This window comes from Bradyrhizobium sp. CSA112, from assembly GCF_029051645.1.
Lineage (GTDB): Bacteria > Pseudomonadota > Alphaproteobacteria > Rhizobiales > Xanthobacteraceae > Bradyrhizobium.
Window position 1 is genome coordinate 22,914 of sequence record NZ_JAACFS010000040.1, and the last position, 23,302, is coordinate 46,215.

General features: G+C 63.5%; 19 protein-coding genes. 9 read left to right on the plus strand and 10 right to left on the minus strand.

Annotated elements, in window-relative coordinates:
• Positions 1-82 precede the first annotated feature (82 nt).
• Positions 83-520 (plus strand): thioesterase family protein, encoded by a 438-nt coding sequence (locus GWE18_RS36145; RefSeq protein WP_275190427.1) that lies wholly within the window; start codon positions 83-85, stop codon positions 518-520.
• A gap of 141 nt (positions 521-661) precedes the next feature.
• On the opposite strand, the gene GWE18_RS36150 is transcribed toward GWE18_RS36145, so the two are convergent.
• The gene (locus GWE18_RS36150; RefSeq protein WP_275190428.1) at positions 662-1,060 is read right to left on the minus strand and encodes an MAPEG family protein; all 399 of its coding nucleotides are present in this window, start codon (positions 1,058-1,060) and stop codon (positions 662-664) included.
• Positions 1,061-1,206: 146 nt separating this feature from the next.
• Between GWE18_RS36150 and hemH the strand changes: the two genes are divergently transcribed.
• From hemH to GWE18_RS36165, 3 genes are all read left to right on the plus strand, one after another.
• On the plus strand, positions 1,207-2,241 hold the full coding sequence (gene hemH / locus GWE18_RS36155) for a ferrochelatase (RefSeq protein WP_275190466.1): 1,035 nt from the start codon (positions 1,207-1,209) through the stop codon (positions 2,239-2,241).
• A 185-nt stretch (positions 2,242-2,426) separates the two neighbouring features.
• A complete protein-coding gene (locus GWE18_RS36160; protein ID WP_275190429.1) occupies positions 2,427-3,425 on the plus strand; it encodes an SPFH domain-containing protein in 999 nt (332 codons plus the stop codon).
• A 44-nt stretch (positions 3,426-3,469) separates the two neighbouring features.
• On the plus strand, positions 3,470-3,916 hold the full coding sequence (locus GWE18_RS36165; protein ID WP_275190430.1) for an NfeD family protein: 447 nt from the start codon (positions 3,470-3,472) through the stop codon (positions 3,914-3,916).
• Between the two features lie 151 nt (positions 3,917-4,067).
• Here the strand turns inward: GWE18_RS36165 and GWE18_RS36170 are convergent, their stop codons facing one another.
• On the minus strand, positions 4,068-4,403 hold the full coding sequence (locus tag GWE18_RS36170; protein ID WP_275190431.1) for a helix-turn-helix domain-containing protein: 336 nt from the start codon (positions 4,401-4,403) through the stop codon (positions 4,068-4,070).
• A 73-nt stretch (positions 4,404-4,476) separates the two neighbouring features.
• On the opposite strand from GWE18_RS36170, the gene GWE18_RS36175 reads away from it, so the two are divergent.
• Positions 4,477-5,031 (plus strand): carboxymuconolactone decarboxylase family protein, encoded by a 555-nt coding sequence (locus GWE18_RS36175; protein WP_275190432.1) that lies wholly within the window; start codon positions 4,477-4,479, stop codon positions 5,029-5,031.
• A gap of 229 nt (positions 5,032-5,260) precedes the next feature.
• Here GWE18_RS36175 and GWE18_RS36180 read toward each other — a convergent pair whose 3' ends face one another.
• Entirely contained in the window at positions 5,261-6,274 is a 1,014-nt protein-coding gene (locus GWE18_RS36180; RefSeq protein WP_275190433.1) for a KpsF/GutQ family sugar-phosphate isomerase, read from the minus strand.
• A 192-nt stretch (positions 6,275-6,466) separates the two neighbouring features.
• Here GWE18_RS36180 and GWE18_RS36185 point away from each other — a divergent pair, with 192 nt between their 5' ends.
• A complete protein-coding gene (locus GWE18_RS36185; protein WP_275190434.1) occupies positions 6,467-8,173 on the plus strand; it encodes an outer membrane beta-barrel protein in 1,707 nt (568 codons plus the stop codon).
• Positions 8,174-8,294: 121 nt separating this feature from the next.
• Here the strand turns inward: GWE18_RS36185 and GWE18_RS36190 are convergent, their stop codons facing one another.
• Entirely contained in the window at positions 8,295-9,752 is a 1,458-nt protein-coding gene (locus tag GWE18_RS36190) for a glutamate synthase subunit beta (RefSeq protein WP_275190435.1), read from the minus strand.
• Between the two features lie 156 nt (positions 9,753-9,908).
• On the minus strand, positions 9,909-14,642 hold the full coding sequence (gltB, locus tag GWE18_RS36195) for a glutamate synthase large subunit (protein ID WP_275190436.1): 4,734 nt from the start codon (positions 14,640-14,642) through the stop codon (positions 9,909-9,911).
• A 479-nt stretch (positions 14,643-15,121) separates the two neighbouring features.
• Between gltB and GWE18_RS36200 the strand changes: the two genes are divergently transcribed.
• A complete protein-coding gene (locus GWE18_RS36200) occupies positions 15,122-15,859 on the plus strand; it encodes a hypothetical protein (protein ID WP_275190467.1) in 738 nt (245 codons plus the stop codon).
• 171 nt (positions 15,860-16,030) lie between these two features.
• On the opposite strand, the gene GWE18_RS36205 is transcribed toward GWE18_RS36200, so the two are convergent.
• Both GWE18_RS36205 and GWE18_RS36210 read right to left on the minus strand, forming a co-directional pair.
• On the minus strand, positions 16,031-16,804 hold the full coding sequence (locus GWE18_RS36205) for an alpha/beta hydrolase (protein ID WP_275190437.1): 774 nt from the start codon (positions 16,802-16,804) through the stop codon (positions 16,031-16,033).
• A gap of 194 nt (positions 16,805-16,998) precedes the next feature.
• A complete protein-coding gene (locus GWE18_RS36210) occupies positions 16,999-17,460 on the minus strand; it encodes an Hsp20 family protein (RefSeq protein ID WP_275190438.1) in 462 nt (153 codons plus the stop codon).
• 236 nt (positions 17,461-17,696) lie between these two features.
• Here GWE18_RS36210 and GWE18_RS36215 point away from each other — a divergent pair, with 236 nt between their 5' ends.
• Positions 17,697-18,644 (plus strand): alpha/beta hydrolase, encoded by a 948-nt coding sequence (locus GWE18_RS36215; RefSeq protein WP_275190439.1) that lies wholly within the window; start codon positions 17,697-17,699, stop codon positions 18,642-18,644.
• 176 nt (positions 18,645-18,820) lie between these two features.
• On the opposite strand, the gene GWE18_RS36220 is transcribed toward GWE18_RS36215, so the two are convergent.
• The gene (locus GWE18_RS36220) at positions 18,821-19,495 is read right to left on the minus strand and encodes a hypothetical protein (RefSeq protein WP_275190440.1); all 675 of its coding nucleotides are present in this window, start codon (positions 19,493-19,495) and stop codon (positions 18,821-18,823) included.
• A gap of 159 nt (positions 19,496-19,654) precedes the next feature.
• Positions 19,655-21,469: an adenylate/guanylate cyclase domain-containing protein gene (locus GWE18_RS36225; RefSeq protein ID WP_275190441.1), complete on the minus strand. Its 1,815-nt coding sequence runs from the start codon at positions 21,467-21,469 to the stop codon at positions 19,655-19,657.
• A gap of 179 nt (positions 21,470-21,648) precedes the next feature.
• Here GWE18_RS36225 and GWE18_RS36230 point away from each other — a divergent pair, with 179 nt between their 5' ends.
• A complete protein-coding gene (locus tag GWE18_RS36230; RefSeq protein WP_275190442.1) occupies positions 21,649-22,293 on the plus strand; it encodes a LysE family translocator in 645 nt (214 codons plus the stop codon).
• A 74-nt stretch (positions 22,294-22,367) separates the two neighbouring features.
• Here GWE18_RS36230 and GWE18_RS36235 read toward each other — a convergent pair whose 3' ends face one another.
• Positions 22,368-23,120, minus strand: a complete 753-nt coding sequence (locus GWE18_RS36235) for a sulfite exporter TauE/SafE family protein (RefSeq protein ID WP_275190443.1) — start codon at positions 23,118-23,120, stop codon at positions 22,368-22,370.
• Between the last annotated feature and the right edge of the window lie 182 nt (positions 23,121-23,302).

Consider the following 23,302-nt stretch of genomic DNA (forward strand, 5'->3'; position numbering starts at 1 on the left):
AACGCAAGTTGCCCGGCTTTTTGAAATTGGTTCGGTGCGCTATGCAGGCAACCAATCATGCCAAGGCATAGTCGGAGAAACGATGTCACGCGAGCAATTCTGGTTCTTTCACCCATTCCGGGTGCGCTATTCCGAAATCGATGGCCAGGGCGTCGTCTTCAACGCGCACTACCTGACTTATTTCGATACCACCATCACCGAATATTTCCGCGCGCTCGGCTATGATCAGTATGCCGATGCCAAGCAGACGGGCGAGGATTTCCACGTCGTCAAGTCCGTCATTGAATACAAGGCCCCGGTAAGGTTCGACTGGGAGTTGGACGTCGGGGCGCGCGTGGCGCGGATCGGCAATTCGAGCATGACCTTCGAACTCGCTATTTTCCTGAAGGGCGGCAATGACGCGCTGGTGACAGGCGAAGTCATCTGGGTCAACACCGACCAGCAGACCCATCGCCCGGTCCCGATATCGAAGGCGATCCGCGAGCTGATCGCGACGCGGGAGAAACATCTGGCGGCGTGAGATCTGCGTCGCGAAAATGCGAAACTGTTTCCACCCCGTCATTGCGAGGAGCGAAGCGACGAAGCAATCCATTTCTCCGCAAGTGGCCAAATGGATTGCTTCGCTTCGTTCGCAATGACGTGGGATGGGTCCCGGCGAACCTCACGCCGGCAGATATGCCCTCAGCGCCGGCAAGAAAAAGATCGCGATGTTGATCGCAAAGCCGAGGCTCCAGAGGATCGAGCGGAGCGTCGGGCGGTTGCCGAGATAGGTGAAGACATAGGCGATCCGCACGATCAGAAAGAGAACGGCGAGTTCGTCGATCAGGTTCTGCGGGCCGAGCCGGAATTCCGCCAGCAGCACAGCAACGGCAAAGAACGGAAAGGCCTCGATGCCGTTCTGGTGGGCGCCGAGCGCGCGGGCGCGGATCGGGTCCTGGTAGAAGCCGGGATCGCGCGGCCGGGAATTATCGAACTGTCGAAAGCTGATCCATTTCACGGACGCGATCGTCATCAGATAGAGCATCAGCGTTCCGAAAACGCACCATTCGGCGATCGTCATGGTCCCTCCCGCCCGCGGGATATGGTTGGAGCATGATCTGATCGGAAAACCGGGGTCCACTTTTCCGGATCATGCTCTGCGAAGCGTATCGAACCGGCCATTATCTTGACAAGGATGGTGCAACGCGCGAAGCCATCGAAATCATGATGGCGGTCGCTCCTCACGGAAATGCGAAGCCGGCGCCGGCGTTATCGCCGCAACGCGTCGGCGTGCTGCTGGTCAATCTCGGCACCCCCGACACCGCCGATGCCGCGGGGGTGCGGGTCTACCTGAAGGAATTCCTCAGCGATCCCCGGGTGATCGAGGATCAGGGGCTGTTGTGGAAGCTGATCCTGAACGGCATCATCCTTCGCGTCCGTCCCGGCCGGAAGGCGCGCGACTACCAAAAGATGTGGAATTTCGAGAGAGGCGAATCCCCGCTCAAGACCATCACCCGCTCCCAGGCCGAAAAGCTTGCCGAGGCGATCGCCGATCACGAGCATGTCGTGGTCGACTGGGCGATGCGATACGGCAATCCGTCGATCCGTTCGCGCATCGACGCGCTGACCGCGCAGGGCTGCGACCGCATTCTGGTGGCGCCGCTCTATCCGCAATATTCGGCTGCGACGTCGGCGACCGTCTGCGACGAGGTGTTTCGCGTCTTGGCGGGCATGCGCGCACAGCCGACGCTGCGGGTGACGCCGCCTTATTATGACGATCCTGATTATATCGAGGCGCTCGCGGTCTCGATCAATGCGCATCTGGCGAGCTTGTCATTTCCGCCCGATCTGATCGTGGCGTCGTTTCACGGCATGCCGCAGAAATATGTCGACAAGGGCGATCCCTACCAGGCGCAGTGCGTCGCAACAACGGAAAGCCTGCGCAAGCGCTTGGGGCTCGATGCCTCCAAACTGGTCCTTACATTTCAATCGCGCTTCGGCAGCGACGAGTGGCTGCAGCCCTATACGGATAAGACCATCGAAAAGCTGGCGCGAGATGGCGTGAAACGCATTGCCGTCGTGACCCCCGGCTTCTCCGCCGATTGCCTGGAGACGCTGGAAGAGATCGCGCAGGAAAATGCCGAGATCTTCAAGCACAACGGCGGCGAGCAGTTTTCCGCCATTCCCTGCCTCAACGATAGCGAGCCCGGAATGGACGTCATCCGCCAGCTCGTTTTGCGCGAGCTTCAAGGCTGGATATAGCTGTCCGGAAATTTGCCGACAGCTTGCCGCCGTTCGGACCAGAGAACATCTGGTGGCCGTCAAACCTTTCCCTAGCTATATACCATAAATTGAGAACGGCCGGTCGAACCGGCGCCGCAGCGCTGCGGACTCATCATGAGAGACCGCGTCCGGCAACGCGCACCTTGCCGTATCTGGAGGACTTTATGACTGGTTTCGATATTTTCGCGATCGCACTTGTTCTGCTCGTCATTGTCACACTGTTTGCGGGCGTCAAGACGGTGCCGCAGGGCTATGACTGGACCATCGAGCGGTTCGGCAAATATACCCGCACGCTGTCGCCTGGTCTGAACATCATCGTGCCCTATTTCGACCGCGTCGGCCGCAAGATGAACATGATGGAGCAGGTGATCAACATTCCGGAGCAGGAGGTGATCACCAAGGACAACGCCACCGTGACGGTGGACGGCGTCGCATTCTTCCAGGTGTTCGACGCCGCCAAAGCAAGCTACGAGGTCGCCAATCTCGAGCAGGCCATCATCGTGCTGACCATGACCAACATCCGCTCGGTAATGGGATCGATGGACCTCGACCAGGTGCTGTCGCATCGCGACGAGATCAACGAGCGTCTGCTGCGCGTGGTTGACGCCGCAGTGTCGCCGTGGGGGCTGAAGGTCAACCGCATCGAGATCAAGGACATCGTGCCGCCGGCCGATCTGGTCGAGGCGATGGGCCGGCAGATGAAGGCCGAGCGCGTCAAGCGCGCCGACATTCTGCAGGCCGAGGGCCAGCGGCAATCGGAAATTCTTCGCGCGGAAGGCGCCAAGCAGGGTCAGATCCTGCAGGCCGAAGGCCGCAAGGAGGCTGCATTCCGCGACGCCGAAGCGCGCGAGCGCTCCGCTGAAGCCGAGGCCAAGGCGACGCAGATGGTCTCCGAATCCATCGCCAAGGGCGACATCGCCGCGCTGAACTATTTCATCGCCGACAAGTACATCAAGGCGTTTGGGCAGCTTGCGGATTCCCCGAACCAGAAGGTCATCATGCTGCCGATCGAAGCGATGAGCATTTTGGGATCGCTTGCCGGCATCGGCGAGATCGCCAAGGCCACCTTCGGTGAGGCCGCGACATCAGCCGCGGCCGCGCGGCGAACGTCATCGGTGCCGAACACCGGTCCCACCCCTCCGCCAGTCACGCCGCAGCGGTAGGAATTGATCCGGATGGTCATACTGGTTGATGAGAGGTTCGTGTCATGGCCGAAATTTTCTTTACGTTGGGCGCCTGGAACTGGCTGATCTTCGGCTTCGTCCTGATGGCGCTGGAGCTGCTCGCGCCGGGTGTCTTCATGTTCTGGCTCGGGCTCGCGGCGCTGCTGACCGGGCTGTTGTCGTTTGCGATCAACCCGTCCTGGCAGACGCAGCTGTTGATGTTTGCGGTGTTCGCGGTCGCCGCCGTGCCGGCGTGGCGGCACTTTGCGCGCAGCGAGGGGAGCCGCAGCCGGAGCAACCCGTTTCTCAACAAGCGGACCGAGGCGCTGATCGGCCGGGAATTCACCCTGGAAAAGCCGATCGTCGGCGGGACGGGTACGGTGCGGATCGACGACACGATCTGGCGCGTCGCCGGCCCCGACGTGCCGGCCGGCAGCCGCGTCAGGGTCGTGCAGGCCGATGGCGCGAGTCTCACGGTGGCCGTTGCGTAGTTGACTCCCTCGCCCCGCTCTTGCGGGGAGAGGGTTGGGGTGAGGGGCTCTATCCGCGAGTGAGCTCTATCGATCGACCTGTATCCCCTCACCCGCCGCGCAAGAGCGCGGCGACCTCTCCCCGCAAGCGGGGCGAGGTAGAAGCGACCGCTCAACTCCGTCTGCTCCATCGCTCGGCGAAGTGATGCAGCGGCAGGAAGCGTTCCATCAGCTCCCTGCCGAGCAGCGTCAGGCGGTAGCCGTCGCCGGGCATGAGTTCGACGAGGCCGGCCTCGCGGAGCTCCGACAGCCTGGCCTGAACCACCGTGGGCGAGGCCTCGTCGCAGGCGGTGCGCAGGGCACGGGAAGTCAGCGGCTCCTGACGCAGCTCCCAGATGATCCGCAAGGTCCAGCGTCGGCCCAGCAGATCGAGCAGCGCCATGATCGGCCGGCCCGTTCTGGAGCCGCGTACGCCCCGTTTCCCAGCGATATCGGCCTGTTTTGCCATCCGAAAGCCTCTTGCGTGCTGCTACCGATTATGTAGCATGATGCTACATTATTTGTAGCACAGGAGTCAGCCGATGTCACAGACCGCACCGCGCATCGCGCCGCTGCAGCCGCCTTATGCGCCTGACATTGCCGAGCAGTTCGCCCGCATCATGCGCGGGGCGCCGCCGCTGGTGTTGTTTCGCGTCATGGCCGGCAACGCCCGCGCCTGGGAGAAATTCCGCGCCGGCAGCCTCTTGGACCGCGGGCCGCTCAGCTTGCGGGAGCGTGAGATCGTCATCGATCGCACCTGCGCGCGAACGGGGTGCGAGTACGAATGGGGCGTGCATGTCGCGACGTTTGGTGCAGCCGCGCACCTGACGGAAGGGCAAATCCGCGCCACCGTGCTCGGCGCCGCCACGGACGGATGCTGGTCGGCCGCGGAGCAGGCGCTGATCGCCGCCGTCGATGCGCTGCACGACCGCGCGACCCTGAGCGAGGCCGAATTCGCGGCGCTGTCGGCGCATTACGATGATGCGAAGATATTCGAGATCATCCTGCTGTGCGGCTTTTACCGTACCCTTTCGTATCTCGCCAATGGTCTGACGCTGCCGCTGGAGGAGAATGCGGCGCGGTTTCCAGAGGCCTGACTCGTCATTGCGAGCGGAGCGAAGCAATCCATAACCCCCGCGGAAACGGCATGGATTGCTTCGTCGCGTTGCTCCTCGCAATGACGGGGAGAGACCGAACTTGTGCCCGCGTGCAGGGATCGTAGGGTGGGCAAAGCGAAGCGTGCCCACCATCATGCTCGTGCCGTAAAGCGGTGGGCACGGCGCAAGAGCGCCTTTGCCCACCCTACGAGACCTACGAATCCAACAACTACGCCACGCCCGCGCGCAGGAAATCGTGCAGGTGCACGATGCCGACCGGCTTGTTGGCGTCCGTCACGATCAACGTCGTGATCTTCGAGGAGTTGAGGATCTCCAGCGCCTCGCCGGCCAGAACGTCGCGGTCGATCGTTTTTGGATTTCTGGTCATCACCTCGTCGACGGTGGCCGTCATCAGGTCGGGCCCCATGTGACGGCGCAAATCGCCGTCGGTGACGATACCGGCAAGATGCCCGCTGCTATCGACGATGCCGACGCAGCCAAAGCCCTTCGACGTCATCTCGACCAGCGCCTCGGACATTTTTGTGCCGAGCGGCTTCAGCGGCACAGCGTCGCCGGAATGCATGAGGTCGCGGGTGTATTTCAACAGCGCCCCGAGCTTGCCGCCGGGATGCAGCACGCTGAAATCGACCGACGTAAAGCCGCGGCCTTCCAGCAGCGCGATCGCCAGCGCATCGCCGAGCGCGAGCATCATCAGCGAGGAGGTGGTGGGCGCAAGGTTGTGCGGGCAGGCCTCGCGCGCCTTGGGCAGCGCCAGCGCCACGTCGGCGGCTTTGGCGAGCGAGGATTCCCGCTCCGCCGTCATCGCGATTACGGGTATCCGGAACCGCTTGGCATAGGTGATCAGATTCTTCATCTCCGGCTGCTCGCCGGACCAGGACAGCGCCAGGATGACGTCGTCGGGCGTGATCATGCCAAGGTCGCCATGGCTTGCTTCGGCGGCATGAACGAAGAACGCCGGCGTGCCGGTGGAGGCAAAGGTCGCAGCGATCTTGCGGCCGATATGGCCCGACTTGCCGAGGCCGGTGACGATCAATCGTCCCTTGGCGTTCCGGATCAGGTCGGCAGCGGCGACAAAGGGCGTGCGGAGGTCGGATTGCAGCGCCGCCGATAGTGCGGCGATCCCGCTGCCTTCGGCATCGAGCGTGCGCAGGGCCGATTGAACGGCAGCGTCGGCGGAGTCGGTGCCGGATGATTGTGCCATCAGCGGTTTTGGATTGGCCATGTCTGTCCCAGGGGAGGAGGGCGCTTCGCGCCGAAGCCGTCCATAGCATGGCCCGCCGGGCGATGCGACGTGCGCGGCACCGCCCTGAACGCCTCATTAACCATAATTGTTTTAACTCCATTAACGACGTGCTCACGCGCGCGCTCGATGCGTATCAATCAAGTATCTGTTTTTGTTGGAGTATTTCTCAACGTGAGGGCTGGGCCAGTAACGGGCCGGATCAACCGCGCGCGCGTCTTTCGCGCAGCCTTGCCGTGCCTTGTGCTGATCGCCCTAACGGGAACCGCGGCGCACGCGCAAACCGTCACGCCGGACCTGTTCAGCTCGAAGCGCACCGGCCAGATCACGTCGCCCGATTCGCCGCTGCGCCGGACCGCGGCCGAGGTCAACGATGCGCTCAACAGTCCGAGGCTGCAGGAGGGCGACAAGCCTGCGCCGTCGCGGATCGGACAGATCCCGAAATATGGTCTGCCGGCGGCGAACGGCGCCGCCGATACGGGCTACGACTCGCTGAACCGCAAGCGCAAGAAGCCGAAATACTATCCAGGGCAGGCAAAGCCGAAGCCGCCGGTCGGTCCGGGTAGTCCACCGCCGCCGATCGCGTCGAACGCGCGGCTGCGGCTTTCGATTCCGCCGTCGGAGTCGGCGCACAAGACGCCTATCCCGCCGGCGATGGCGGGCACGGTGGTGGGACAGCCGCCGCGCAAGCGCCTCAGGATCGACGACGATCCGTTCGGCGCGGTCGGCGATTACGCCGGCAGTTTTCTGATCAAGTCCGCGGTCGAATTCTCCGGCGGCTACGATACCAATCCTGGCCGGCTCGTCCCCGCGCAAGGCAAGCCGTTCTATGTGATCGCGCCGGAATTCCTCGGGGTCTCCGACTGGGAGCGTCATGCGCTGGTCGCCGATCTCCGCGGCTCCTTCACCGGCTATACCAGCAACCTCACGCCGAACGCGGACGGCACGCCGCTGTCGGCGCCGCTAGATATCGATCGGCCCAATTTCATCGGTCATGTCGACGGCCGGCTCGATGTCAGCCGCGACACAAGGCTGATGGCGCAAGGCCGCCTGTTCGTCTCGACCGACAATCCCGGAAGCCCGAACGTGCAGGCGGGTCTCGCCAGATATCCGATCCTCACCACGGTTGGCACGACTATAGGCGTCGACCAGACCTTCAACCGGCTGCAGGTTTCCGCCGGCGCCACCGTCGACCGCACCGACTATACCAACTCGAAACTCACCGACGGCACCTCGACCACCAACGACGATCGCAACCTCAACCAATACGGCGGTGTCGGCCGCGCCAGCTATGATTTGCGGCCCGGCGTGAAGCCGTTCGTGGAAGTGCAGGGCGACAGCCGCGTGCATGATGTCAAGCTCGACCGCGGCGGCTTTGCGCGCGATTCTAGCGGCGGCTACGTCAAGGGCGGCACCAGCTTCGAATTCTCGCAGCTGTTGACCGGCGAAATCGGCGTCGGCTACGCCGCGCGCGACTATGTCGATCCGAGGCTGGATCGCCTGGAAGGCCTGCTCGTCTCGTCCTCGCTGGTCTGGACCGCGACGCCGCTGACGACGGCAAAATTCTATTCCGACACCACGATCACGGAGACCACGCTGCCCGGCACGTCGGGCGTGCTGACGCACATCTACACCGTCGAAGTCGACCACGACTTCCGCCGCTGGCTGACCGCGATCGGCAAGTTCACCTGGGGAGAGCTCGACTATCAGGGCAATTCGAGGCGCGACAAGATCTACGCGGTCTCGGGCGAAGCCATCTACAAGATGAACCGCAACGTCTGGCTCAGGGGCACGCTGCGCCGCGACTGGCTGGATTCGAATTTGCCGGGCAACAGCACGGCGTCGACGGTGGTGATGCTGGGGGTGAGGCTGCAGAATTGACCGCGTCATTGCCGGGCTTGACCCGGCAATCCATCCCTTCGCAAGAGTCCCATGAAGATTGATGGATGCCCGGATCAAGTCCGGGCATGACAATTGTGGACGCGGCCCGTCCCGCTTCTCATTACCGCGGCAGCGTCGTCGTCCCCATCAGATACTGATCGATCGCCCGCGCGCACAGGCGGCCCTCGCGGATCGCCCAGACCACCAGCGACTGGCCGCGGCGCATGTCGCCGGCGGAAAAGACGTTGGGCAGCGAGGTCTGGTAGTCCTGCGTGTTGGCGCGGACGTTGCCGCGCTGGTCGAGGTCGACACCCAGCGTCTTCAGCATGCCCTCGTGCACGGGATGCACGAAGCCCATGGCGAGCAGTACAAGCTGCGCGTCGATTTCGAACTCGGTGCCGGGCAGCGGCTTGAACTTGTCGTCGACCTTCACGCAATGCAGCTTCTGCACCTTGCCGTCGACGCCGGAGAACTTCTGCGTCAGCACCGCGTATTCGCGCACCGCGCCTTCGGCCTGGCTGGACGAGGTCCGCATCTTGAGCGGCCAGTTCGGCCAGGTCACGCCCTTGTTCTCGTGCTCGGGCGGCGCCGGCATGATTTCGAGCTGGGTCACAGACCTCGCGCCCTGCCGGAATGAAGTGCCGATGCAGTCGGAGCCGGTGTCGCCGCCGCCGATCACGACGACATGCTTGCCGCCAGCCAGGATGTCCCTTTCGCTGCCGAGCGGCTCGGAGGAGACGCGGCGGTTCTGCTGCGGCAGGAAATCCATCGCAAAATGGATGCCGTCGAGGTCGCGGCCCGGAATCGGCAGGTCGCGGCCGGCTTCCGCGCCTCCCGTCAGTGCCACGGCGTCATATTGGGCGAGCAGTTCGCGCGGATCGATCGCGCCTTGCTCGGTGCCGCCGACATGGACGCCGTAATGGAACGTCACGCCCTCGGCCTCCATCTGCGCCACACGGCGGTCGATGATGTGCTTTTCCATCTTGAAGTCGGGGATGCCGTAGCGGAGCAGGCCGCCGGCCTTGGCGAATTTCTCGTAGACATGGACGTCATGGCCGGCGCGCGCGAGCTGCTGCGCGGCCGCAAGGCCCGCGGGGCCTGAGCCGACGATTGCGACCTTCTTGCCGGTCTTCGCCGGCGCAATCTCGGGCTTCAGCCAGCCATTGTCCCAGGCGCGGTCGACAATCGCGCATTCGATGGTCTTGATGGTGACCGGGTTGTCGTCGATGTTGAGCGTGCAGGAAGCTTCGCACGGCGCCGGGCAAATGCGGCCGGTGAATTCGGGGAAATTGTTGGTCGAGTGCAGGTTGCGCGAGGCTTCTTCCCAGTTGCCCTGATAGACGAGGTCGTTGAAATCGGGGATCTGGTTGTTGACCGGGCAGCCCGGCGTACCCGGCGCCACCGAGCCGGTGCCGTGGCAATAGGGGATGCCGCAATTCATGCAGCGCGCGGCCTGATCGCGGGTGTCCTTCTCGCTTAAGGGAATGACGAATTCGCGATAGTGCTTCACCCGCTCGGCGACCGACGCATACTTGCGTTCGTTGCGGTCGATCTCGAGAAAACCTGTGATCTTGCCCATTAAACCTGATGCCCCTGCATCTCTCGTTCGTCTGTGTCCATTCTATTTCCGTCACCTCTCCGTCATTGCGAGGAGCGCTAGCGACGAAGCAATCCATGGTTCGGCTTGTGGCGCTATGGATTGCTTCGCTGCGCTCGCAATGACGGGCTGATGTATCTAAGCCCCGATCGCGATTTTCGGCTCGGCGTCGGCGTTCGCCTTCAATTCCTTCAGTGCGCGGCGGTATTCCACCGGCATCACTTTCCGGAATTTCGGCAGCCAGGCCTTCCAGTTCGCGAGGATCTCGGCGGCCTTCTGCGAGCCGGTCAGCTTGGCGTGGCGCGTGATCAGGATGTGCAGCCGCTCGATATCGGACTCCAGCAGATTGGCGAACACATCGACCCGGCCATGCGCCTCGAGATCGCCGGAGTGATTGTAGGTGCCGGCGTTGATCATCTCTTCCGACAGCACCGGCTCGAGTTCGACCATCGCGAGGTTGCAGAGCCTTTCGAAATCGCCGGCCTCGTCCAGTACATAGGCGATGCCGCCGGACATGCCGGCCGCGAAGTTGCGCCCGGTCTTGCCGAGCACCACGACGATGCCGCCGGTCATGTATTCGCAGCAATGATCGCCGGCGCCTTCGACGATCGCGACTGCGCCGGAATTACGCACCGCGAAGCGCTCGCCGGCGATGCCGCGGAAATAGCACTCGCCCTCGATCGCGCCGTACATCACGGTGTTGCCGACGATGATGGACTCCTCCGGCACGATGCCGGAATTTTTCGGCGGCTTGACGATGATGCGGCCACCCGAAAGGCCCTTGCCGACATAGTCGTTGCCTTCGCCTTCGAGATCGAAGGTGACGCCACGGGCAAGCCAGGCGCCGAACGCCTGGCCCGCGGTGCCCTTCAGGCTGACATGAATGGTGTCATGCGGCAGTCCGGCATGGCCGTAGATCTTGGCGACCTGGCCCGACAGCATCGCGCCGGCTGAGCGGTCGGTGTTGTTGATCTCTTCCTCGATCTTCACCGGTGCGCCGCGATCGAGCGCGGCCTGCGCCTTCTCGATCAGGCGGCGGTCCAGCACCTTCTCCAGATGATGGTTCTGGGCCTCGGCGTGATAGATCTTCTGGCCCGTCTCTTCCTTCTGCCGCACGAACAGCTTCGAGAAATCGAGCCCCTTGGCCTTCCAGTGCGCCACCAGGGTCGACTGGTCGAGCATCTGTGTCTGGCCGACCATCTCGTCGAAGGTGCGGTAGCCGAGCTGCGCCATGATCTCGCGCACTTCCTCGGCAACGAAGAAGAAGTAGTTGATGACGTGCTCGGGCTGGCCGGTGAAGCGCTTGCGCAGCACGGGATCCTGCGTCGCGACGCCGACCGGGCAGGTGTTGAGATGGCACTTGCGCATCATGATGCAGCCGGCCGCGATCAACGGCGCGGTGGCGAAGCCGAATTCGTCGGCGCCGAGAAGCGCGCCGATCACGACGTCGCGTCCGGTGCGGAATCCGCCGTCGACCTGGACCACGATGCGGCTGCGCAGCCGCTCGCGCACCAGTGTCTGGTGGGTTTCTGCAAGGCCGATTTCCCAAGGGCTGCCTGCGTGCTTGATCGATGTGAGGGGAGAGGCACCGGTGCCGCCCTCGAAGCCCGCGATGGTGACGTGGTCGGCGCGCGCCTTGGCAACGCCTGCGGCCACCGTACCGACGCCGATTTCGGAGACCAGCTTCACCGAGACCTGCCCGTCCGGATTGACGTTCTTGAGGTCGTAGATGAGCTGCGCCAGATCTTCGATCGAATAGATGTCGTGATGCGGCGGCGGCGAGATCAGGCCGACGCCGGGCGTCGAATGCCGCACGCGCGCAATCGTCGCGTCGACCTTGTGGCCGGGCAACTGGCCACCTTCGCCGGGCTTGGCGCCCTGCGCCATCTTGATCTGCATCATGTCGGAGTTGACGAGATATTCCGTCGTCACGCCGAAGCGGCCCGAGGCGACCTGCTTGATCGCCGAGCGCATCGAATCGCCGTTCGGCATCGGCTTGAAGCGATCGGACTCTTCGCCGCCTTCGCCGGTGTTCGACTTGCCGCCGATCCGGTTCATGGCGATCGCGAGCGTCGTATGCGCCTCGCGCGAGATCGAGCCGAAGCTCATCGCGCCCGTGGCGAAACGCTTGACGATCTCCTTGGCCGGCTCGACCTGGTCGAGCTTCACCGGCTTGCGCTTCTCGTCCTCGGCGGTCTTGATCCGGAACAGGCCGCGCAGCGTCAATAGCCGCTCGGACTGCTCGTTGAGGATCTTTGCAAAGGCACGGTAGCGCTCCTGCGAGTTGCCGCGCACGGCATGCTGCAGCGCCGAAACGGATTCAGCCGTCCAGGCGTGGTCCTCGCCGCGGGTGCGGTAGGCATATTCGCCGCCGACATCGAGCGCGGTCTTGTAGACCTGCGCGTCGCCGAACGCGTCCGTATGGCGGCGCGCGGTTTCCTCGGCGATTTCGGCCAGGCCCACGCCTTCAATGCGGGTATGGGTGCCGGCAAAATACTTGGCGACGAAGTCGGCCTTGAGCCCGACAGCGTCGAAGATCTGCGCGCCGCAATAGGACTGATAGGTCGAGATGCCCATCTTGGACATCACCTTGAGCAGGCCCTTGCCGATCGACTTGATGTAGCGCTTGACGATCTCGTGGTCGTCGAGTGCCCCCGGCAGGCGGTCCTTCATCGCGATGATGGTTTCGAACGCCAGATACGGGTTGATCGCCTCGGCGCCGTAGCCTGCCAGGCAGGCGAAATGGTGCACTTCGCGCGGTTCGCCGGATTCGACGACGATGCCGACCGAGGTACGCAGGCCCGTGCGGATCAGATGATGATGCACGGCGGCGCAGGCGAGCAGTGAGGGGATCGGAATCCGGTCCGAGCCCGCCATGCGGTCGGACAGGATGATGATGTTGACGCCTTCGCGCACCGCGCCTTCGGCGCGCGCGCAGAGTTCATCGAGCACCTGCTCCATTCCCGCCGCGCCGAAGCCGGCGTGGAAGGTGGTGTCGAGCGTACGCGACTTGAAATGAGTGTCCGCGACATCGGAGATCGAGCGGATCTTTTCCAGGTCGGCATCGGTCAGGATCGGCTGGCGCACTTCGAGCCGCTTGGTCGAGGCCATGCCCTGCAGGTCGAACAGGTTCGGCCGCGGCCCGATGATCGAGACGAGGCTCATGACGAGCTCCTCGCGGATCGGATCGATCGGCGGGTTGGTGACCTGCGCAAAGTTCTGCTTGAAGTAGGTAAAGAGCGGCTTCGGCCGGTCCGACAGCGCCGAGATCGGCGTGTCGTTGCCCATCGAGCCCGCGGCTTCTTCGCCGGTGGCCGCCATCGGCGTCATCAGGATGTTGATGTCTTCCTGCGAATAGCCGAACGCCTGCTGCCGGTCGAGCAGCGGCAGGTTGGAGCGGATGCCCTTGGTGGCTGCGTCGGGCAATTCCTCCAGCACGAGCTGGGTGCGATGCAGCCAGTCGCTGTAGGGGTGGCTCTTGGCCAGCGTCGCCTTGATCTCGTCGTCGGGAATGAGGCGTCCCTGTTCGAGGTCGACCAGCAGCATCTTGCCGGGCTGCAGCCGCCACTTGGTGACGATCTGGTCCTCGGGGATCTTCAGCACGCCCATTTCGGACGCCATCACGATGCGGTCGTCCTTGGTGACGAGATAGCGCGCCGGACGCAGCCCGTTGCGGTCCAGCGTCGCGCCGATCTGGCGGCCGTCGGTAAAGGCGATCGCGGCGGGGCCGTCCCACGGCTCCATCAGGGCGGCGTGATATTCGTAGAAGGCACGGCGCTGCTCATCCATCAACGGATTGCCCGCCCACGCTTCCGGAATCATCATCATCACCGCGTGCGGCAGCGAGTAGCCGCCCTGCACCAGGAATTCGAGCGCGTTGTCGAAGCAGGCGGTGTCGCTCTGGCCTTCATAGGAGATCGGCCACAGACGGCTGATGTCCTTGCCGTAGAGCTCCGAATGCACGGAAGCCTGGCGGGCCGCCATCCAGTTGACGTTGCCGCGTAGCGTGTTGATTTCGCCGTTGTGGGCGATCATCCGGTATGGATGGGCCAGCGACCAGGTCGGGAAGGTGTTGGTCGAGAAGCGCTGATGCACCAGCGCCAGCGCGCTCTCGAAATCTTCCTCATGCAGATCGGGATAGTACTTGCCGAGCTGGTCGGCGAGGAACATGCCCTTGTAGATCACGGTGCGGCACGACAGCGAGACCGGATAATAGCCGGCGAGCCCGCGGTCGCGGCGCTGATAGATCGCCTGCGAGATCGACTTGCGCAGGATGTAGAGCCTGCGCTCGAACTCTTCCTCGGTCTTCGCCGTGCCGTTGCGGCCGATGAACACCTGCATGTGGTAGGGCTCGGTCGGCTTGACAGTTGCGCCGAGCGAAGCATTGTCGGACGGCACGTCGCGCCAGCCGAGCAGCACGAGGCCCTCTTCCTTGATCTGTTCGGCGATGATGCTCTGGATCACTTTGCGCCACGCCGTCTCCTTCGGCATGAACAGCGCGCCGATCGCGTAGTGGCCGGGCTCCGGCAGCTTGAAACCGATTTCGGCGGCCTTGCGCGCGAAGAAGGCGTGCGGGATCTGCACCAGAATGCCGGCGCCGTCGCCGGCGCGCGGATCGGCGCCGACTGCGCCGCGATGCTCGAGGTTGCAGAGAATGCTGATCGCGTCGGAGACGATCTGATGCGACTTGCGGCCCTTGATGTTGGCGATGAAGCCGACGCCGCAGGAATCCTTCTCCATGCTGAGGTCGTACAGGCCCTCGGCCGGCGGACGCCAGTCATGCTCGCGCGCGATGTCCGCCGGTTTCGAAGCCGCGGTCGCCGACAGTGTTTCTGTCACGATGTTTTCGCGCTCGAATTCCGACCCGCTCATCTCATTCCTCTCAATCAGGCTAAGGGCCTCACCGCATCGTCGGCGCACCTTGGACGCTTGCGGCACCCACCGGGCCACCGCTCGTCCTCCGCGAGCCGCAATTTCTTAAATTCAGGCCGGGCGTTCAACGTCCCTGAGGAACGGCCTTGCCTGCACTGCCCCGGCGCTCGTGGTGCCACGGTTTCGTTGCAATCCCTGTGCCGGGACCGCTCCGCAATTGAGACAGCGATACTGTCCTAACTTCGACCATGCCAAATTTTTCTTTATCACACAAGCGCGTGAAAGTCCTTAGCGGGCATGCGAATCGGCGCCTGGCGGCCCGGGAAAAACTGCTGGTGGCAGGTTTGCGGCAGCGGCGCCCCGATCCGGCCCAAGGACCGCCGAATTTCGCAAGGAAATTCCTGGCCGGGCCGGTAGGCGAGAGAGCGAAATGCTCCCGCTTCAGCCCGGCGGCTGCGGACTTACAGGAGCTTTCGGTGATGAAGTTGTTCACGGGATCTTTGGCGGCGGGACTGGTCCTTTTTGCGGGCGGCGCGCAGGCGCAGGTGCCCGGGCCTTCTTACACGGCGGCGTCGGATTTCGATGCCCCCTATGCGGTGGCACCGCCTCCGGTTCCCGGGCCGGAGTACGTGCCCGGGCGGCAGTACGTACCCGGTCCGCGCTACGCACCCGGACCGCAATACGGATACGGCCCCGGCTTGCTGCCGTCGACGGAAGTTTATTCCGTGCTGCGCGACAACGGATTCTTGCCGCTCGGCATCCCCAGGCTCCGCGGCGTCGTCTACACGATTGCGGTGCACGACCGCGGCGGCGAGAACGGCCGGCTGGTGATCGACGCGCGCAATGGCCGGATTATCCGTTTCGTGCCCGGGTACCGCATAGGCGACAATTACGACGAGGAGCAGAGCGCTCTCCAGGGACCTCCGGAGGCTCCGCCGGCGGCCCAGATCCAAGGTTCAGCCCAAGGTTCAGTCCAAGGTTCAACGCGGTCGTCTCGGCCAGCCACTCATGTTGCGAGCCGCACCGTGCCGGTGCCGAAGGCCAAGCCGCTTGCCGCCAAACCCGCTCCCGCGACGATCCAGAAGGCGGCAGCGCCTGCTCCGAAGTCGACCGAGGCGCAGGCGGCCGCCCCGGTGACAACCGGCTCGGTCCCAGCAAAGCCCGTCCCGCAGATTGCGCCGACCCAGGACATGCCCACGGTGCAGGGGCTGGAGTGACTCTATCGTCGTCCCTGCGAACGCAGGGACCCATAACCACGAGCGGTCGTTTTGCGAAGGCGTCTGCCATATCGCCTAATTGATAGATCACGCGGTATGGGTCCCTGCGTTCGCAGGGACGACAGAGACAAAAACGCCCCGGTCTTCCCGCGGCGTTTTTACTGCGGCGAGCTATTCATGCTGACCGGCGGCGGCCAGGATCAGGTCGGCGACTTTGTCGGGCTGCGAGACCAGCGACAGGTGGCCGGCTTCGAGTTCGACCGTCGTCGCATTCATCCGCTTGGCCAGAAACCGCTCGAGGTCGGGATTGATGGTGTAGTCGAGCTTCGACACGGCGTACCAGCTCGGCTTGCTGCGCCAGGCGGCAGCGGTGGTGCGGCCGGTGAACAGGGAGGCCGCGGTCGGCTCTTGCACGGCGTAGAGAACTTCCGCGGTCTTTCGGTCGACCCCGTTCGCAAAATATTTCAGAAACGCGTCCTCGGACAATTTGGTGAAGCCGTCATGCTCCTGAACGCCGGCGCGCGCAGGGCCTGCCGGAAACTTCTGCGAGAGCGCTACGAAATCCTCGCCCGCGTCGGGCGCGCGCGCCGCGACATAGACCAGCCCGGTGACCTTCGGGTCGGTGCCGACTTCGCTGATGACGGTGCCGCCCCAGGAATGCGCCACCAGCACGGTCGGGCCGTCCTGCTGCGCCAGTGCGCGGCGCGTTGCGGCCACGGAATCTTCCAGCGAGGTCAGCGGATTCTGGACCGCGGTGACGTGAAGGCCCGCCGCCTGCAGCCGTGGAATGACTTCCAACCAGCTCGATCCGTCGGCCCAGGCGCCGTGCACCAGCACGACGTTCTTGGCCTTGACCGGTGCCGCGGCCGCTGCCTGCGCCGTCTGTGCGGCGAGCGATCCGGCAAGGATGCCGGCAATGACTGTCAGTGTCTGTAAGGTCTTCATCGATCTGCTCCGTGTCCGTTTGTGCCGGCTCGCTGAGAACTTCGATCAAAGCAGCAGCAGCGTTACGGTTGTCACGCCGACGTGACCCGTGCGAGGCCTTGCACAATTGCGCATCAGGGTTGCGCGCAAAAAAAGCGCCCCGGTTTCCCGGGGCGTTTTCGCGTTCAGCCGATGCCGGCCGAAAGCTGGCCGCCTTACGCGGCGACCGAAGCGTCGACCACCTGCGGGGCGCCCGAATTGATCGGAATGCTGCGCGGCTTCTTGGCCTCGGGGATCTCGCGGACGAGATCGACGTGGAGCAGGCCGTTCTCCAGCGAGGCGTTCTTCACCTGCACGAAATCGGCAAGCTGGAAGATGCGCTCGAACGCACGCGCCGCGATGCCGCGGTAGAGCACTTCAGAATTGTCCTTGTCGTTCTCGTTGGCGGTTTTCTCGCCCTTGATCGTCAGCGTGTTTTCCTTCGCGACGATCGAAAGCTCGCCTTGCGAGAAGCCGGAGACCGCAACGCTGATGCGGTAGGCGTTCTCACCGGTGCGCTCGATATTGTAGGGCGGATAACCGGGGCTGCCGTCTGAGGTCGCCTGATCGAGCAGGTTGAAGAAGCGGTCGAAGCCGACGGTGGAACGATAAAACGGAGTGAGATCATAGGTACGCATGGGTAGTCCTCCATTGAGCGACTGTTTCAGTTAACCCGCCCGCCATCGGGCCGGGCTTTAGTCTTCGTGCAGCCTCAGCGTTTTGGAGCTTTGGGTTTCGGTTCCGAAACACTGGTAGCGGCCTGCACAGAAGTGATATGGGAGGGGTGAAACGGTGTTCAAGAGGGGCGAAACAGGCCCCTTTTTTGCGCTCCTGCCTTGATTTCCAGCCCTTTTCACCTAGCCGGTTGCTTGTCATGACGCTCGTCTCTATCCCCGCCAATCCTGTTCCGGAGGACGTCGTCTCGGGCACCATCAAGACGCCCGACGGTGCGGAACTGCGGTTCGCGCGCTGGTCGCCGCCGGCGGGGCGCAAGGGCACGGTCTGCGTCTTCACCGGGCGCAGCGAGCAGATCGAGAAATATTTCGAGACGGTGCGGGACTTGCGCGATCGTGGATTTGCGGTGGCGATGATCGACTGGCGCGGCCAGGGACATTCCTCGCGCCGCCTGCGCGATCCGCGCAAAGGGTATGTCCGCGACTTCTCCGATTTCGAGGTGGACGTCGAAACCTTCGTGCAGCAGGTGGTGCTGCCGGATTGCCCGCCGCCCTTTTTCGCGCTGGCGCATTCGATGGGCGGCGCGGTCCTGCTGCGGGTCGCGCATGCGGGAAAGCGCTGGTTCGACCGCATGGTGCTGTCGGCGCCGATGATCGACCTGCCGGGACGCAGGACCGCGTTTCCGGCACGGGCGCTGCTTCGGACCATGCGGCTGATGGGCCAGGGCGGCCGTTACGTACCGGGCGGCAGCGACGCGCTGACCGGAACGGAATCCTTCATCAACAACCCCTTCACCAGCGATCCCGTGCGCTACGCCCGCAACGCCGCGATCCTGGAAGAAGACCCGACGCTGGGCATCGGTTCGCCGACGGTGGCCTGGGCCGATACCGCATTCAGGGCGATGCATACCTTTCGCGGCATGAACTACCCGTCCGAGATCCGCCAGCCGATCCTGATGCTGGCAGCCAGCAACGACACCATCGTTTCCACGGCTGCGATCGAGGAATTCGCCTACCACCTGCGCGCCGGCTCACATCTGGTGATTGCGGGCTCCAAGCATGAGATCTTGCAGGAGCAGGACCGCTACCGCTCGCAATTCTGGGCGGCGTTCGACGCCTTCGTGCCGGGCACGCCGCTGTTCAAATGACGCTCACGCGCTGTCATTGCCGGATGGCGTTCCCCGGATGCTGCGCAGCGCGCCGCCCTTGCGGCGTGGTGCGCTGCTGATCCGGGGTCCACTCGCTGCGATAGTAGGTCCCGGCTCTGCGGAGCAGCGTTGCACGCTGCACCGCGTCCGGGACACGCGAGACGATCGAGGGAGGCTTACGTCCTTCCAGCCGACGGCTTCGGCAGCCGCGCCGTGATCCGCTCCGGCAGCCGCCGTTCGACGAACAGCGTCCTGACCTCGGCGACGCTGAGGTAGCGCGCCTCGCCTTCGCCCTTGCCGAGGATTTTCAGCAGGACAGGCCATTCGCCCTTCATCAGGATCGGGTAGTACCAGTGCGCCGCATCGCCGTCGCGCTTGATGTTGGCGGCCATGAAGGCGTCGATCTCTTTCGCCGTCAGTCCGAGTTCGATGCCCCCTGAAGGATCCTTGCAGTCCTTGCCGAAGGTGGCGAGCCGGTCGATCTGCTCTTCATGAACCTTCGCGCCGGCGTCGAGAATGCGCGAGCCGCCGCCATGCTTGTCGAGGGGACCGTTGCGCAGTTCGTCGAGCACGGCGCCCGAGGTCGCGCTCTTCAAGACGCGCAGCGGCCCGAGGCCGTTCGCAATGACGGCGACCATCCAGGTTTTCAGCCGCACACTCTTTTGGGCCGAGCCGGTTTCGCCGCTTGCGAGGCCGATCATTTCGGTGAGCTTTTCTAGCGGCACGTCGTGGCCGCTGACGTAGCCATTGGCGACCAGCGCGCGCAAAAACGGGCATGGATTATTGGGGGAAACGGGAATCTGTCCGGCCGGCGTGGTGGGCGGAGCAGTACCGATGGGGTTGTCCGACATGGCTTCAAATCCTCAAAGCGACAAGTATGAAAATCGGTCCGCCGCCAAAGGCGAAGCGGATGACGGTTCTGAAAAAAGGAATTCGGTGGCGCGCTACTTCAGCGTGTAGCAAGTTTTGGCGGAATTCGACGCCGTGTCAACCGACCGGCTTACACACGCTCAGGAATCTGCGGCGAGCTTGGGAGAGGATTCGACGAGTGTCAATCTACTGAAGGGGATGCCGGCTTTCACAAGGCCGTCGCGGTAGTGGGCAATATCGGCCGGCATCTTCCAGTGAAAATTCCGCAAATAGCGCTCGACGGTCAGGGTCGGGTAGTTGCTCAAGAGAACCTCGGCCGCGTTTGCCGCTTCTGCGGTTCGTCCCAATTGCGCCAACGCTGCTGCGCGTATCGCCAGCGCCTGGAGATGATTGGGATTCACATAAAGCTCTTCGCGCGCCCAGGACAGCGAAGCGTCATATTGCCCGAGCAGGTAGTGGCTGAAGGCATTCACTGCGGCCCACTGATATCGAGGGTCGTTGTTGCCTTGCTGCGCCGCCATCGTAAACAGTTCGATGGCTTGCCGGTGTTCGCCGCTCGTGAGATGACAAAAGCCGAGCACGCCGCGGGCGCCCATGTCGTACGGATTGAGCCCGACTGCGCGCTTTGCGGCATCCATTGCCGCCTCGTAGTGTCCTTCCACTGCGTGCAGAAAGGCCAGAATCTGAAACGCAAAAGACGAACGGGGGTCGAGCCGGACGCTGCTTTCCGCGAGGCTCATCGCAGATTCCCACAATTCGCGTGTGCTCTTGATCCATCCGAACTGCATGCCCTGCATCTGGATCGTGGCGAGATAGGCGCGCGCGATCGACAGCGTCGGATCGAGCGCGATGGCTTCTTTGAACAGGCTGATCGAGGTTTCGTAATCCGCCTTGGTGTGCAGGTAGTAGTAGGACAGCCCTTTCAGGAACCGATCCCATGCAGTGATGTCGTTCGACGACGAGCGGGGTGGGGCGGAGGCTTCCGCCCGGTAGATCTCGGCCGCGATTGCGGCTGACAGGCTGGTGGTGAGTTCGTCCTGCATCGCGAACAGGTCGCCGATGTCGCGGTCAAGCCGGCCGGTCCATAATTGCTCGCCGGTCTCGGGCGCGATCAGCTCGGCGGTGACGCGGATCTTGGTTGCGGCGCGCCGGACCGAACCCTGGATCAGATAGGTCGCGTCGATCTCGCGCGCGATCAGGCGCGTGCTGACGTTCTTGCCCTTGAACGAGAACGTCGCATTCCGGCTCAGCACCCGGTAGAACGATTGCAGCGACAGCGCGTGGATCAGGTCCTCGGTGAGCCCGTCGGAAAAATACTCGTCGGCGCTTTCGCTGAGATTCGCGAACGGCAGCACGCCCACGATTGCCGTGCGATACTGGGCCGGAAGATTGGTGACCGACGTTTCGGTCGAGGCTTTGGGCGCAATGCTGCTGGTGTCGGACCCGGCGGGCTGCCAAGTCCATACATGGATTGGCTCCTCGATATTCTTGAACCGGTGGGGACCGGCATCAACGAGCGTCACGCTGAGACGCTTGCCGGCCTCATGACAGGCCTTGCCCGAAACGGCGATGCCGCCGGGTTCGGCGACCGATTCGAGGCGAACGGCGATGTTGACATCGTCGCCGAACACCTCGTCCTCGTCGGCCATCACATCGCCCATGTGGATGCCCATGCGGAATTGCATGAGGCGGTCGGCGGGGAGGTGCTCGTTGCGCTCCGCCATCACCATCTGCATCGCGACTGCGGCCTCGATGGCGCCGACGATAGAGGGAAATTCCAGGAGGAAGCCGTCGCCGGTGTTCTTCACCAGGCGGCCACCATGATTGAGGATGATCGGGTAGATCGCGGTGCGATGGGCCTTGAACGTGGCGTGCGTCCCCGCCTCGTCGGCCCCCATCATGCGGGAATAGCCGGCGACGTCAGCGCAGACGATGGCTGCCAGGCGTCTCTCCATGTCCCCACTATATCCCCAACGGTGCCGGAATGGGCGGCATAACCACTACGTGGTCCGCCAACCGATTCCAATGTTTATAAAATATGCGTAATCTAGCGGAAGCCCAATTTGCTCATGATAGCACTGCAAACCGTCTAGGATCGGCACACGCGCAAAAAATAAGGGCAGGTTGGGTCAAAATGATGGTTGAGACGCTCGGCATTCACGAACTCTGGCTTTTCGTCCTCTCCGGGTTGCTGCTCAACGTCACCCCAGGCCCGGACACGGCCTATATTATTGGCCGCAGCATCCAGTTGGGCTGGCGCGGCGGGGCGGCAGCGGCGATCGGCATCTGCTGCGGCTGCCTGGTCCATGTATTCGGCGCCGCCATCGGCCTGTCGGCGCTGCTGATGGCGTCATCGACCGCCTTCACGGTCCTGAAATGGGTCGGCGCGGCCTATCTTCTGTTGACGGGCATCCAGATGCTGAAGTCGCGCCCGCAGCCGATTGCGGAGGTGGCGGCAGCGGCCGATACGTCGCTTTCCCGCGTGTTCTGGCAGGGCGCGCTAACCAACGTGCTCAATCCGAAAGTGGCGTTGTTCTTCCTGGCCTTCCTGCCGCAATTCGTGGCCGCGGAGTCTGCCCACAAGACGCTGGCTTTTCTGGCCTTGGGCATAATCTTCATCTTCAATGGCATGCTCTGGTGCCTCGGGGTTGCAGCTTTCGCGGCAAGGGCGGCGCGCCGCATCAGGCAATCGGCCAATGTGATGGCCTGGATCAACCGCGTGCTCGGCGGACTGTTCGTCTATCTCGGCGTTCGCGTTGCGATGCTGGAGGCGCGCTAGGTTCGGCTTGTCCGCCTGTCCAGAGAATTCCTTCGCAGGGAATTCGCGGGCTTCCTGCATGGCCTCGGGAGAAGTTACGACATCAGTTTCACGAGCGCATTGCTGGCGAGGTAGAGGCCGAGAACAATCATGCCGATCTGGAACCAGCGCCGAAAGATATCCGGCTGCAGCCGCGTCCGCACCGCCTGTCCGATGAACATGCCGGCAAAGGACGCCGCCATGGCGACCGCGCCCGGCAGTGCGGTTGCGGTCGTCAGCAGGCCGGCGCCGGTGAGGTTGAGACCAAGCGCCAGGGTCGCGACCGTGAAGAACACGCCCAGTGCCTGGATCAGTTCTTCCTTTTCCATCCCGATCGCCTGCAGGAACGGCACGGACGGGATGACCTGTACGCCGGTTGCCGCCGAAATCATGCCGGTGACCAGCCCGACGATGCCGCCGACCCATTTTTCGTTTCGGCGGGCAATGGTGAAATTAAACTTGCTCAGGCCGATAATGGCATTGATCGCCAGCAGCAGGCCGAGCGCGATCGTGGCGTAGCGCGCATAGGGCCCGGTCAGCGACCCCGCGTTCAGCCAGACACCCGCGGCCGTTCCGGCCAGCAACGGCCATAGCCGTCGGAAAATATCGCGCAAGTACGGACCGCCGAAGGTTTGCCAGATGTTGGTGACGATCGCCGGCACGATGACGATGGCGATCGCCTGGGCCGGCGGCATCGACACCGCAAGCAGGCCCATCGACACCGTCGGCAGGCCGAGCCCGATTGCGCCTTTCACGAAGCCCGCGAGCAGGAACGTAGCGGTGACGAGGAGAAGCAAGGAATCCAACATGGCCGGACCTTGACCCATCGACGCATCGGGCACAATCTGGAGGTTACGGAGACAGCCTTCGGAATGGGCGAAGGCTGGTGATGGGCCGGCCGCGCGCATTGTCCTCATCCTGAGGAGCGCGCATGGCGCGCGTCTCGAAGGATGGCCGCGGGCGAAATCCGGGCCTCATGGTTCGCCCGGCG